This is a genomic window from Candidatus Methylomirabilota bacterium, assembly GCA_035764725.1.
Taxonomy (GTDB): Bacteria; Methylomirabilota; Methylomirabilia; order Rokubacteriales; family CSP1-6; genus DASRWT01.
Genome location: DASTYT010000046.1, coordinates 20,752 through 32,818 on the forward strand (window position 1 = coordinate 20,752; position 12,067 = coordinate 32,818).

At 70.1% G+C, this 12,067-nt stretch carries 10 protein-coding genes; 4 read left to right on the top strand and 6 right to left on the bottom strand.

From position 1 onward, the window contains the following. Nucleotides 1-26 precede the first annotated feature (26 nt). The 3 genes from VFX14_06515 to VFX14_06525 all read left to right on the top strand — a co-directional run bounded on the left by VFX14_06515 (nucleotide 27) and on the right by VFX14_06525 (nucleotide 2,329). Nucleotides 27-494, top strand: coding sequence for a cupin domain-containing protein (locus tag VFX14_06515; GenBank protein HEU5189323.1), 468 nt, complete (start codon nucleotides 27-29; stop codon nucleotides 492-494). A gap of 125 nt (nucleotides 495-619) precedes the next feature. Continuing rightward, on the top strand, nucleotides 620-940 hold the full coding sequence (locus VFX14_06520; GenBank protein ID HEU5189324.1) for a hypothetical protein: 321 nt from the start codon (nucleotides 620-622) through the stop codon (nucleotides 938-940). Between the two features lie 18 nt (nucleotides 941-958). After that, the gene (locus VFX14_06525) at nucleotides 959-2,329 is read left to right on the top strand and encodes a UGSC family (seleno)protein (GenBank protein HEU5189325.1); all 1,371 of its coding nucleotides are present in this window, start codon (nucleotides 959-961) and stop codon (nucleotides 2,327-2,329) included. Nucleotides 2,330-2,345: 16 nt separating this feature from the next. Here VFX14_06525 and VFX14_06530 read toward each other — a convergent pair whose 3' ends face one another. After that, nucleotides 2,346-3,251 carry a TauD/TfdA family dioxygenase gene (locus VFX14_06530; GenBank protein HEU5189326.1) on the bottom strand — a complete coding sequence of 302 codons (906 nt, stop codon included), beginning with the start codon at nucleotides 3,249-3,251 and terminating at the stop codon, nucleotides 2,346-2,348. A 265-nt stretch (nucleotides 3,252-3,516) separates the two neighbouring features. Between VFX14_06530 and VFX14_06535 the strand changes: the two genes are divergently transcribed. After that, nucleotides 3,517-4,011, top strand: coding sequence for a hypothetical protein (locus VFX14_06535; GenBank protein ID HEU5189327.1), 495 nt, complete (start codon nucleotides 3,517-3,519; stop codon nucleotides 4,009-4,011). 48 nt (nucleotides 4,012-4,059) lie between these two features. Here VFX14_06535 and VFX14_06540 read toward each other — a convergent pair whose 3' ends face one another. From VFX14_06540 to VFX14_06560, 5 genes are read right to left on the bottom strand one after another with little or no spacing between them, the layout of a single operon-like run. Then, entirely contained in the window at nucleotides 4,060-5,652 is a 1,593-nt protein-coding gene (locus VFX14_06540; GenBank protein HEU5189328.1) for an NAD(P)/FAD-dependent oxidoreductase, read from the bottom strand. Between the two features lie 18 nt (nucleotides 5,653-5,670). After that, nucleotides 5,671-6,210 (bottom strand): DinB family protein, encoded by a 540-nt coding sequence (locus VFX14_06545; protein ID HEU5189329.1) that lies wholly within the window; start codon nucleotides 6,208-6,210, stop codon nucleotides 5,671-5,673. 41 nt (nucleotides 6,211-6,251) lie between these two features. Next, nucleotides 6,252-8,228, bottom strand: a complete 1,977-nt coding sequence (locus VFX14_06550; GenBank protein HEU5189330.1) for a hydantoinase B/oxoprolinase family protein — start codon at nucleotides 8,226-8,228, stop codon at nucleotides 6,252-6,254. Then, nucleotides 8,228-10,282 (bottom strand): hydantoinase/oxoprolinase family protein, encoded by a 2,055-nt coding sequence (locus VFX14_06555; GenBank protein ID HEU5189331.1) that lies wholly within the window; start codon nucleotides 10,280-10,282, stop codon nucleotides 8,228-8,230. The genes VFX14_06550 and VFX14_06555 overlap by 1 nt, the downstream gene beginning before the upstream one ends. A 19-nt stretch (nucleotides 10,283-10,301) precedes the next feature. Next, nucleotides 10,302-12,017 carry an aldehyde ferredoxin oxidoreductase C-terminal domain-containing protein gene (locus tag VFX14_06560; GenBank protein HEU5189332.1) on the bottom strand — a complete coding sequence of 572 codons (1,716 nt, stop codon included), beginning with the start codon at nucleotides 12,015-12,017 and terminating at the stop codon, nucleotides 10,302-10,304. Nucleotides 12,018-12,067 lie beyond the last annotated feature (50 nt).

Sequence of the window (12,067 nt, forward strand, 5' to 3'; positions counted from 1 at the left end):
CGTTCGTCATGAACAGGAGGATGGCCATGCGCCGAGTCATTGTCGCGGTTGTCGCTTTCGCGCTCACGGTCGCGTTTCCGATGCTCGGGCTCACCTCGGACCAGGGGCACACCATTGCCGTGCCCGACACGCTCAAGTGGGTCGAGCCCCCCGTGCTGCCGGGCGCGCGGCTCGCCGTCGTGCAGGGTGATCCCGGCAAGGAGGGCCCCTTCGTCTACCGGCTGAAGATGCCCGCCGGCTACAAGGTTCCCCCGCACTATCACAAGGCCAGCGAGAACGTCACAGTGCTCGCCGGGACGTTCTCGATCGGGATGGGCAAGGAGTTCGACGCGAAGAACGGACAGGAGCTGCCGACCGGCGGCTTCTTCTCGGTCCCGCCGCAGCACCCGCACTATGCCTGGGCGGGCGGTCAGGAAACCGTCGTGCAAGTCCATGGCGTGGGGCCGACCGACCTCACGTTCGTGAATCCGGCGGACGATCCGCGGAAGAAGTAGTCCCGCGGGGGTTTTGGCCCGCACGCGCCGTCTCCCTCCGGCGCGCGCGGGCCGGGCCCTGCTGGTTTTGCTACCATCCTGATGGCGCCGACGTGATCGTCCGCCAGAGGGGAGCGTCAACAACAATGGCAATCCAGCATGAGGTGACAGAGCGGGTGATGTGGCCGCGCGGGCGGCGCACCGTGCACGCACGACCGATCGCGCCCCGCCTTCCGAGCCTGGAGGGTCGGACGATCGGGCAGCTCTGGGACGATCTCTTCCGCGGCGACGAGATCTTCCCCATCCTCGAGCGAGAGATCGGCCGCCGGTGGCCCGGCGTGGCATTCGTTCCCTATTCCGTCTTCGGCTCGACGCACGGGTCGGACGAGCGCCGCGTCCTCGCCGAGCTCCCGGCCCGCCTGCGCGAGCTCAAGGTCGACGCCGTCATCTCGGGGATGGCCTGCTGAGGGAGCTGCACGCCCGCCGTGCTGCGGGCGAGCGCGGTCGCCGAGAACGCCGGTGTCCCCACCGTGTCGCTGACGTGCGAGGGGTTCGTGACCCAGGCCGCGACGACCTCGACTGGGCTGGGGCTGCCGGCGCTGCCCATCGCCATCGTGCCCGGCCACGTCGACGTGCAGACGGCGACGGAGCTCGAGGACAACGTCGTCGCCGTGACGGTCGACGGCGTCGTGCGCGGCCTCACCCTGGCGCCCGATGAGATCAGCGAGAAGGAGGAGCCGGGGCCCGACGACATCGTGTTCGAAGGGACCTTCGACGAGATCAACCGTCACTTCTACGAGCAGGGCTGGAGCGACGGGCTTCCCATCGTGCCGCCCACGGAAGCGCGGGTCGCCGAGTTCCTGCGCCACACGCGCCGCTCACCGCAGCAGGAGCTCGGCGTGCTGCTGCCCGACCGCCGCAGCGCGACCATCCGGACCGTCGCGGTCAACGGTGTGATGGCCGGCTGCCGGCCCGAGTACATGCCGGTGCTGGTTGCGCTCGTCGAGGCCATGGCCGATCCCGGCTACGGCGTCGAGCACAGCGGCAACACGCCGGGCTCGGACACCCTCATCGTCGTCAACGGCCCCATCGTCAAGGCGCTGGGCTTCAACTACGAGCAGGGCGCCCTCCGCGACGGCTTCCAGGCCAATACCGCCATCGGCCGCTTCTGGCGGCTCTACCTCCGAAACGTGGCCGGATTCCTGCCCCACAAGACCGACAAGGCGACCTTCGGCAACACGTGGCGCGTGGTGCTGGCGGAGAACGAGGACGTGATCCGCCGCATCGGGTGGACGACCCTCGCCGAGGACGCCGGCGTGCCGCGCGGACGGAGCGCGGTGACCATCTCCCGCTATACCGGGGGCGGCGTGCTGGCCTGCGTGTTCGGGAGCCGGCCCGAGCAGATGATCCCGTACCTGGCCGACGGGCTCGTGCGCCATGTCGGATGGGAGGTGATCTTCACCGTGGGTATGGCGGTGGGCGCCCAGAAGCCGCTTCTCATCCTGTCGCCGATCCTCGCCGAGACCCTGGCGCGGGCGGGGCTGGCGAAATCCGACGTCCAGGAGCTCCTGTGGCGGCAGGCGCGCATCCCCGCGCGGCAATTCGAGCGCCTCATCGGCCCGTGGACCAATCTGGCCCCGGGCCATCCGCGCCTCGTCGACCTGGTGGCGCGTGGCCGCGCGGACGGCGTGTTCGCGGAGTCCGACGACCCCGAGCGCCTCGTCCCCATCGTCGCGCGACCGGGGGACATCACCGTCGCGGTGAGCGGCGACCCGCTGCGCACGAACGCCTACGTCTTCGGGCACAACGGGATCCTCGGCTATCCCACCACCAAGCCGGTGGACGACCCCGTCTAACCGCCTCGCGTGCTGATCAACGATTGAACGCGGACGGCTCGTAGGCGCGGGCGCGCTCGTCGCGATCGGTGCCCGCGAGCTCGGTCGCCGGGTCGCCGGCCACCCGCGTGTGGCGCATCACGCGCGCCTCGCGGTAGTCGTACGGGCGCGCCCGGTGCAGCACGCAGCGGTTGTCCCAGATGACGACGTCGCCCGGCCGCCACGCGTGGGCGTACGTCCGCGGGGGCCGGCAGGCGAAGTCGACGAGCTCGGACAGGAGCCGCTCCGACTCCGCTTCCGGAAGGCCGGGAATGCCGTAGGCGTGGCGGCCGATGAAGAGGGCGGGCCGGCCCGTGACCGGATGCACCTTCACCAGCGGGCGTAGCGGCGCCCCCTTGGTATGAAAGCCGTACCCGGCGCCGGTCTCCACCATGTGCCCGATCTTGGCCTGGGAGTGATAGAGCGAGTGGTGCGCCGAGAGCCCGGCGATCCGGCGCCGCGTCGCCTCGTCCAGCGCGTCGTAGGCGGCACGCATGTCCGCCCACTCCGTCTCGCCGCCCGCCAACGGCACGACCTGCGCCGAGAGGCACGAGGCCTTGGCGGCGAGCGGCATGTACGAGCTGTCGGTGTGCCAGCCCTCGTTGCCCCGCAGCGACTTGTAGCGATGCTCGGCGGCTTCCATGATGGTGCCGTCCGGCTTCACGTTGCTGATCGCCACCGCCTTCTGCTCGGGGTCCGCGGCCAGCGGCTCGATGTCACCGAACCGCCGGGCGAACGCCACTTGCTCCGCCTCGCTCAGATGCTGACCAGGGAAGATCAGGACGGCGTGCTCGAGAAAGGCTCGCTCCACCGCGCTCCAGGTGGGCTCGTCCATGTGGGCGAGCGCGAGACCGGTGACCACCGCGCCCAGCGTGGCTTTGGTCGGGGTGACGGCTGGCGGCATGGGATCCTCCTGGGTCGGGAGCATGCGTCGGCCCCGGGACACAGTCAAGTCAGTCGGTCGTCGCACGCCTCATACCGAAAGCCCACGTCAATGCGGATGACGCTATGCCGTTCTTACACGCCTTCTAGCATCTTCTTCAGGACCAGATTACCCAGGGGCGCTTGTCGTCGACGTTCGGAAGTCGGCGTGGTGCCGTTACAAGTTGGCGGTGGCACATGCGATGCAACCCGCAAGTGTGGGCCTTAAACCGTTGGAGGTGACGACCATGATCGACATTCGTTGGAAAGGCCTCGGGATCGGACACGCTGCGGCTCTGCTGCTCACCGCACCGACGAAGGCGCTCGCGCAGGCTCCCACGACGCCCTTGCCGACCACTCCGACCGCCACGGTGGACGGCGGTGGGGTCGGCCTGGTCGGGGTGGTCGCGGCGCTGATCTTCCTCATTGTGGCCGTCGGGATCGCCGTGAAGTTCTACGACGTCAAGCGCAAGCGTGAGGAGGAGGGCGTCGTGCTCCAAGCGCGGCTCTCCGACGCGCTGCTCCTTCATCCCAGCCTGGTCGGGATGCCGGTGGTCGCGAGCGTCCACATGCCGTTGAGGCGCAGCGCGCCCCCGCTCGTCGAGGTGAAGGGCACGGTCGCGAACCAGGCCTCACGTGAGATCGCGATCCAGCTGGTCCAGCGTGAGCTCGCCGGCGTCCACGCCGAGGTCGAGGACGAGATCCTCGTCGACCCGCTGGCGATCAAGCGCGTCGCGGCCTAGCGCGGTTTCACCACCGAGGTGGCCGGGGCGGGTGAAGGGGAGCCGGCGCTAGACGAGCGTCAGCTCCCGGTAGCCCTCCGCGGCCACCCGGTCGCACCAGTCGCGGTACTCGGGCGCCGTCCCGCTGTAGCGGGCGACGATGCGGACATTCTTGCCCTCGACGTTCTGGTTGACGCCGGTCATCCACGAATCGACCTCGTTGGCGAGCAGCCCCTCACCCTTCTTCTTGACGAAGGCGGTCCACTCGTCCACCGCGTCGGGCCGGGCGTCGGCCACGTGCAGGCCGTGCCGGCCCATGTGGGCGAGGAGGTCGCGAATCCACTCGACGTTGTACTCGATGCTCCGCGGGATGTTGCCGAGCGCGGTATGGGGCCCCATCACCATGAAGAGATTGGGGAAGCCGTTCACCATGACGCCCACGAAGGTCTCCAGGCCCGCCCGCCACCGCTCCTTGAGGCTCCGGCCCCCGACGCCGCGGATGTCGATGCGGTCCAGGCTGCCGGTGATGGCGTCGAAGCCGGTGGCGTACACGATCATGTCGAAGTCGAGGTCGCGCGCAGTGGTCCGGATTCCCGTGGGCGTGAGGCGCACGATGGGCGTGTCGATGATGCTGATCAGCTCGACGTTGGGCCGGTTGTACACCTCGTAGTAGCCGCTCTCCTGCGGAACCCGTCGCGTGCCGAACCCGTGGTCCTTGGGGATCAGCAGCTCCGCCACCCTCGGGTCCTCGACCCGCTGCCGGATCTTGCCCGCCACGAACTCGGAGAAGAGCGCATTGGCCTTGCGGTCGATGAGCACGTCCTTGAAGTTGCCCATCCAGATCGCGAAGCCGGGACTCGCGTACAGCTCCTCCCAGAACTGCTTACGTTCCTCCGGGCTCACCTCGAAGGTGCCGCGCGGGTCGGTCGTGTGGATGAAGCAGGCGGCCGTCTCCCGGCAGCGCTCGAAGATGGCGGGATATGTCTGGCGGATCTCGGCCATCTCCGCCTTGGTGATGGGGCGATTGTGCAGCGGCGTGCACCAGTTCGGCCGGCGCTGGAACACGGTAAGGTGGCCCGCGGTCTTGGCGATCTCGGTGATGGCCTGCACCCCCGTGGCCCCAGTGCCGATGACGGCCACCCGCTTCCCCTCGAAGGACACGTGATGCTTGGGCCAGAGCCCGGTGTGATAGGCCTCGCCGCGAAAGTCCTCCACGCCGGGAATCCGGGGCAGGGTGGGAGCGGACAGCGGACCGACCGCGGTGACGACGTAGCGCGCGCGACAGCGCACGCCGTCCTCCAAGGTGATCTCCCACGCCTGCCGGCCCTCGTCCCACGTCGCGGCCTTGACGCGGCTGCGGAACTGAATGTCCCGGCGCAGGTCGAACGTGTCGGCGACGTGGTTGAGATAGCGCTCGGTTTCCGGCTGGGGCGCGAAGTGCTCCGTCCAGTCCCACTCCTCCAGCAGCTCCTGGCTGAAGGAATAGCCGTAGGAGTAGCTCTCGGAGTCGAAGCGGCAGCCGGGATAGCGGTTCCAGTACCAGGTGCCGCCGACGCCGGTGCCGGCCTCGAACACGCGAACCCTCTGGCCCAGCTCACGCAGACGGTAGAGCTGATACAGGCCGGAGATGCCGGCGCCGATGATGATGGTGTCGAAGTCCAAGGCGTCTATTGTACGCGACTACGCCTCGTGCTTCCGCCACCTCCTGATCGCGCTCGCGTGAATCGGATAGTGTCCGTAGGTGTCGAGGCGGAGCCGGCGGCGGACCCGGGCCTTAGCGCCGAGCTGGTCCGCGGGCAGGCCCTCGATGAGCGCGATCAGACGCCGGTGCACGGTCTCTTGCTGCGCGAGCACCTCGGAGAGCGTGAGCGCGCTCTTCTGGGCCGTCATGCGGGCGTTGAACGCGTCGATCCCGCCATAGGTGACCGAGTAGCGAGGGGGCCGGCCGCCCCTCAGCATGACGGGCACGTGCTTCAGGGCCTCCTCTTCCCAGGTCGTCACGTGGGCGATGATGTCCTTCACGGACCAGGCCTCCGTGACCCCCGGCTCGAGCAGCTCCGCTTCGGACAGCCCGGCATAGGACTGGGTGAAGCCGAGCCAGGCGGCATCGAGCCGCGTCAGGAGATCCCGCGACATCTTCCAGCGCGCGTGGCGCTCGGGCGTGGAGCTCAGGTACGGGCGGCGATCGACGCCGAGCAGCGTGTACGTCCTGGCCTTCATGCCCGGTATACGCACCGGCCCACGGCTTCGGGTGGAACCGATCAACCGCGATGCAGCGAGTCCCTGAGCTCTCCCACCATGCGCGTCACGTCGGCGGCGGTCACCGGGCGCTGATCGGCGAGGGCCGTGATGCGCGGGTGGAGCGTTCGTCGCGCATAGCCGCGATACGGTGCGGGCAGGGCCATCAGGAGCTCGATGAAGAGATCCTGCAGCTCGTCCGGCCAGCGGCGCTCGTGCTCGCGACGCGCCGGGCCGAAGTCGAAGGGCTCCATCCGGCACTCACCGGTCCGCGCGGCGCGCAGCGCTGCCGTCGCGGTCTCGTCGACCTGGTCGCCGGCCAGGACCACGCCGTACGCCTCGTGGGCACGATCGACGGTAATCAAGCCCGAGGCGACATCCGCCAGCACGGCAGCGGGGGGTCGCGCGAAGCGATCGCCGTGGCCGCCCCCGCCCGGCGTGCGCACGCTCAGCGTGTCACCCGGCTCGAGCGCGAGCAGATCGATCTTCGAGAGGCGCCGCTCGCCCCCCGTGCCCGGGTTGAGCCACACGCTGCCGGTGGCGCCGGCCGTGCCCCCGGCCACGCCCCAGGGCGCGAAGCGCAGCCGCTCCATCCCGCGCGCGGTCACCAGGCCCTCGGGTCGGAATACCTGGAAGTCGAGCCGCACCCCGAAGCCGCCGCGATGTCGGCCAGGCCCCGCGGAATCCGCGATCAGGTGGTAGCGGCGCACGACGATGGGCACCTCGGCTTCCAGCGTCTCGGCCGGCGTCGTCTTCAGGAAGCCGATGGACGAATCGCACCCGTCCACGCCGTCTCGTCCCGGCCGCGCGCCTCCGCCCCCGATCATGGGCTCGATCACCGTCACGTGGCGGCGGCCGGCCTCGGGGTCGGGGAGCGACAGCGCCACCATGCAGCCCTGGCCGCCGCCCGCGGCGGGAATCTGCGCGGGCAGGGCGCGGGCCAGCGCGCCCAGCACCGCGTCGTAGATGCGTAGCACCGTCGCGTAGCGCACGCCGCACGCGGCCGGGAACTTCGGGTTCACGACCGAGCCCTCGGGCAAGGTCATGCGCACGCGGCGCAGGACGCCGGCATTGAGAGGGATGGTGCGGTCGTTGGTCACGAAGTAGTTCACCAGCGCGACGGACATGAACGGGTGCACGCGCCCGGCGGTGGGCACGTTCATGGCCGAGCCCACCTGGACGTCGCTGCTCGTGAAGTCCATGTGGATCTCGCCGTCGGCGATGACGAGCGCGACCTTGAGGCGGATGGGGATGTCGGTCACCACGTCGTCCTCGATGTAATCCGAGAATTCGTAGCGGCCCTCCGGCATGCGGCGGATCAGCGCCTCGACTTTTCGGGCAGAGTAGTCGATCAAATCGTCCATCGCCTTGTCGACGGTGTCGGAGCCGAAGCGGCGGATGAGCTCGTGCACGCGGCGCTCGCCGGTGGTGAGCCCCGCCACGAGGGCCCGGAGATCGCCCCAGTTCTGCTCGGGGATGCGGCAGTTGGCGAGGATCACGTCGAGGAGGTCACGGTTGACCTGACCGCGCACGAAGAGCTTTTTGGGCGGGATGCGGAGACCTTCCTGGAAGATCTCGGAGGCCCGCGGCGAGATCGACGCGGGGACCATGCCCCCCACGTCGGAGCTGTGGAGGAAGCCGGCGCCGTAGGCCACGAGCCGGCCCTCCCAGAAGATCGGGCGGACCAGGTGGATGTCGGGTAGGTGCGTGGCCGCTGCCGCCGAGCCGTAGGGATCATTGGTGATGACGACGTCGCCGGGCTCCAGCGGGCCTACGGCCTCCAGCGTGGTGGCGTAGTTGATCCCGCCGAAGCTCGCCACGCCCAGCTCGACCGGGTAGGCGAAGAACTCGCCCGAGGGATTGAGGAGGCCGCAGGTGAAGTCCGCCGTCTCCTTCACGAACGTCGTGTACGCGGTGCGCTCCACGACATAGGCCATCTCCTCGACCGCGCCCTGGAGATAGTTCCGCAATAGCTCGACGGTCAGGGGATCCAGGCGCATCAGCGCTCCCTCCGCAGCAGCAGGTTGCCGAAGCGATCGACCTCGGCGGCGTGGCCCTCGGGGATCAGCACGGTGGTGTCCGGCTGCTCCACGACGGCGGGCCCCGCGAGCAGCATGCCACGACCCAGCCCCTCGCGCTCGTAGACGCGCGCGCTCGTCCGCCGGCCATCCAGCCACAGGAGGCGCGTGGTGCGCGGCGTCGCCGGCCCCGTGGCGGCAGGCGCCTCGGCCAAGGGCACGCGGGGGCGCGCGGCACGAAGCTGGACGCGCAGGTTGACGATCTCCGCCGGCGCCTCCGTGTCGGCATGGCCGAAGGCGCGCTCGTGGGCCTGATGGAAGGCGGCCAGGATGCGGGGCAGGCCGCCGGCGGCGAGCCAGGCGGGCTCCAGGGGCACCGCAATCTCGTAGGACTGGCCGACATAGCGCATGTCCGCGGCGAGGCCGAAGCTCGGCGCGCCGGCGTCCGCGCCGTGGCGGGCCAGCCAGTCTCCGAGCTCCGCGCAGAGCGCGTCGTAGGCCTCTCGCAGCGCCACCGGCGAGGCCGCCTCCGCCTTCGCGTGCACGGTGCGCACGGCGTCGCTCACGACGTCCGCGCTCAGGGCGCCCAGGGCACAGAGCGTCCCCGGCGAGCGCGGCACGAACACGGTGGAGATGCCGACCTCGCGCGCCACCAGGGCGCCCACCACGGGGCCCGCGCCGCCGAAGGCCACGAGGGCGAAGTCGCGCGCATCCACCGCGGCGCGCGAGAGGATCTTGGTGAACTCCGCGTACATGTTCGAGACGGCGACGCGCACGATGCTCTCGGCGGCCTCGTCCGGCGTGGCGCCGAGGGGCCCGGCGAAGCGCGCCACCGCCTCGTCGGCCAGCTCGCGGTGCAGCGGCATGCGCCCGCCCAGGAATCGCGCGGGGTCGAGGAAGCCGCACACGAGGAACGCGTCGGTGAGCGTCGCGTCCTTGCCGTCGCGCCCATAGCACGCGGGGCCCGGCTGGGCGCCCGTGCTCTGCGGTCCTACCTTCGGGATGCCGACCTCGTCCACCCAGGCGATGGAGCCGCCGCCCGCGCCGATCGCCGTCACCCCGACGACCGGCATCATCACCGGCACGCCACCCACGTGCTCGCTCGTGCTCCAGCGGGGCCGCCCGCCCTCCACCACTGCCATGTCCGCGCTGGTGCCGCCGACGTCGAGCGTGATGACGTTGGTGAGGCCCGCCTGGCCGGCCACGTAGGCGGCGCCAATGACGCCCGAGGCGGGCCCCGACAGCAGCGTCGTCACGGTCTGCGTCCGCGCCGCCGCGACCGGCATGATGCCGCCGTTCGACTTGGTGACGTGGGGCGCGGCGGGCACGCCGCGCGCGGCCAGCGCCTCCTCGAAGCCCTGGAGATACCGGCGCACCTTGGGCTGCACGTAGGCGTCGAGCACGGCCAGGGCCGTCCGCTCGTACTCGCGGGCCTGCGGCCACACGTCCGACGAGAGGCTGACGGGGAGCCCGGGCGCGACCTGCGCGGCGACGGCGCGGGTCCGTTGCTCGTGGACGGGATTGCGATACGAATGGAGGAGCGAGACCACGAGCCCTTCGACGTCCAGCGCGGCCAGGCGATGCGCGGCGGCACGCGCGGACGCCTCGTCGAGGGGCGTGTCGACGCGCCCGTCGGCGCGCAGCCGCTCCCGCACCTCGGCCACCCGCGCCCGCGGGATCAGGGGCAGGGGCCGGACGCCGTCGAGATCGAAGGGGTTGGGCAGCCGCAGCCGCTGCAGCTCGAGCACGTCGCGGAATCCGTCGGTCACGAGGAGCCCGAGGCGCGCGCCGGTTCGTTGGATGAGCGTGTTCACGGCGATCGTCGTGCCGTGCACGACCGTGCCGATCTCCGCCGGGTCGATCCCGTGCTCGCTCGCCAGCTGGGCCAGGCCCGTCCGCACCGCCGCCGCGAACTCGTGCGGCGTCGAGGGCACCTTGAGCCCCCTCAGCGCCCCCGTCCGGGTGTCGAAGACGCTGAAGTCGGTGAAGGTGCCGCCGATGTCGATGCCGAGCCAGTAGCGGAACGCGGAAGCCACCGCGGCCCGGACGCCTGCCTCAGGCAGGCAGGCGCTCGTACATGTCGTGCACCTCGGGGCCGTGGAAGCGCGCCACCCGGTCGGTGGGCGGCAGCTTTTCCGTATAGAAGAACCCCGGCAGCTCGTCGTCCTTCGCGGTGAACCCAGCTTGGCGGTTGAACTCGTGCTCGAGCCGGAGCGTCTCGTGGCCGAGCTGGGTCCAGAACTCCGGGGTGAGACTGGTCCCGCAGGCGCTGTTGATCGCGTCGATGATGAACGCGATGTTCACCTCGGTCACGCTGCGGCCGAAGAGACAGAGCCCGAGCGAGTCCGTGGCCGCGACGTTGGTCTGCACGACCAGGCTCTGGCCGATGATGGCGTTGAGGTCCATCTCGCGGGTATTGAGCCGCGGCAGATTGCCGGCGGTATGGTCCGCGCCCATCGCCGTGGCCATCATGGCCACGCCGGTGGCCTCGACCACGCGGGGATCGTAGGCGCTGATCGCCTGCTTCTTGATGACGGGCACGCGCGCCACCTTGTAGTGCGCACCGACGCGGGCGGTGCCCTGGGCCCAGAGGCGGCCCTTCTCGGTGCCGGCGCGGACCTCGGCCAGGCAGTCGGCCATGAACTTCGCGTCACCGAAGGCGCCGAGCCCGGCCTCCATCAGCACCGCGAGCATGGCGCCGGTCTCGATCGTGTCCACGCCGAGGTCGTTCGCGATGTAGTTGAGCCCGGCGAGGTCGTCGGGATCGGTAAGGCCGCAGTTCGTGCCGAGAAGGCCCAGCGTTTCGTACTCCACCGGGGAGACGATCTCCTTGCCGGAGGCGTCCGCGTAGAGATTGCTGCACTGGATGATGCAGCCGGGCATGCACGCGTGGGTTTGCTCGCCGCCGCGCGAGTTGTTGAGCTCGGTGATGTAGTCGCCGCCCATCTTGAAGCGCTCGCCGGTGGCGAGATCGACCTGGCGTCCCGCGCTGAAGTTCCGCACGGGCAGGCCGCCCATCTGGTTCTGCACGTCGGCCATGCCCATGGTGCCGATCTTCTGATAGAAGTTCGTGATGATGCCGTCGGCCTGCAGCAGCTTCGCGTATTCCTTGACGGCGACGTTGACCTTCTTGACGTCGTGGAACGCGGGCATCTTGTCGAGGTCGACCACGATGGCCTTCACCTTCTTCGAGCCCATCACCGCGCCCACGCCGCCGCGTGCGGCGAGACGCGAGGGTCGGCCGTCCTTGTCGCTGAACGCGATGCCCGCGATCAGGCCGAGATACTCGCCCACCGGCCCACAGAGCCCGACGGTGACCTTCTTGCCGTACTTCGCGTGGAGCATGCGGTCGGCCTCGAAGTTGCCCTTGCCGAGATAGGGCGACCCGTCATCGAAGGCGATCGTGCCGTCCTTCTTGAAGTGGATGACCACCCAGGTCGGCGAGGCGCCGTGCAGCGTGAATCCCGCGACGGACTGCTGGCCGAGGGCGTAGGCGAAGGAGCCGCCGCCATTGGCCTCCTTGATGCCGCCGGTGAGCGGGCTGCGGCAGCCCACGCTGGTGCGGTTGGCGTTCGAGAAGCTCGATCCGGCGAAGGGTCCCGCCGAGAAGATGAGGGGATTCTGCGGCGAGAGCGGATCGACCGTGGCGGCCCCGCATTCGAGCAGGGTCCGGGCGATCAGATTGCGGCCTGCCCTGACGACCTCCTCGCCGTTCAGCTCGCGACTCGTGATGGTCCGGTCGTCCAGGCGGATGTCCAGGTACTTGCGCATCGCTCGCTCCTTCTCGAGTACGGGTGAGGACCCCTGGGGGTCGCCCTAGT

Excerpts from the sequence above, each read along its gene's own strand:
- VFX14_06515 (HEU5189323.1), top strand. The coding sequence starts at position 27 with ATGCGCCGAGTCATTGTCGCGGTTGTCGCTTTCGCGCTCACGGTCGCG.
- VFX14_06530 (HEU5189326.1), bottom strand. The coding sequence starts at position 3,251 with ATGCCGCCAGCCGTCACCCCGACCAAAGCCACGCTGGGCGCGGTGGTC.
- VFX14_06545 (HEU5189329.1), bottom strand. The coding sequence starts at position 6,210 with ATGAAGGCCAGGACGTACACGCTGCTCGGCGTCGATCGCCGCCCGTAC.
- VFX14_06535 (HEU5189327.1), top strand. The coding sequence starts at position 3,517 with ATGATCGACATTCGTTGGAAAGGCCTCGGGATCGGACACGCTGCGGCT.
- VFX14_06520 (HEU5189324.1), top strand. The coding sequence starts at position 620 with ATGGCAATCCAGCATGAGGTGACAGAGCGGGTGATGTGGCCGCGCGGG.
- VFX14_06550 (HEU5189330.1), bottom strand. The coding sequence starts at position 8,228 with ATGCGCCTGGATCCCCTGACCGTCGAGCTATTGCGGAACTATCTCCAG.
- VFX14_06560 (HEU5189332.1), bottom strand. The coding sequence starts at position 12,017 with ATGCGCAAGTACCTGGACATCCGCCTGGACGACCGGACCATCACGAGT.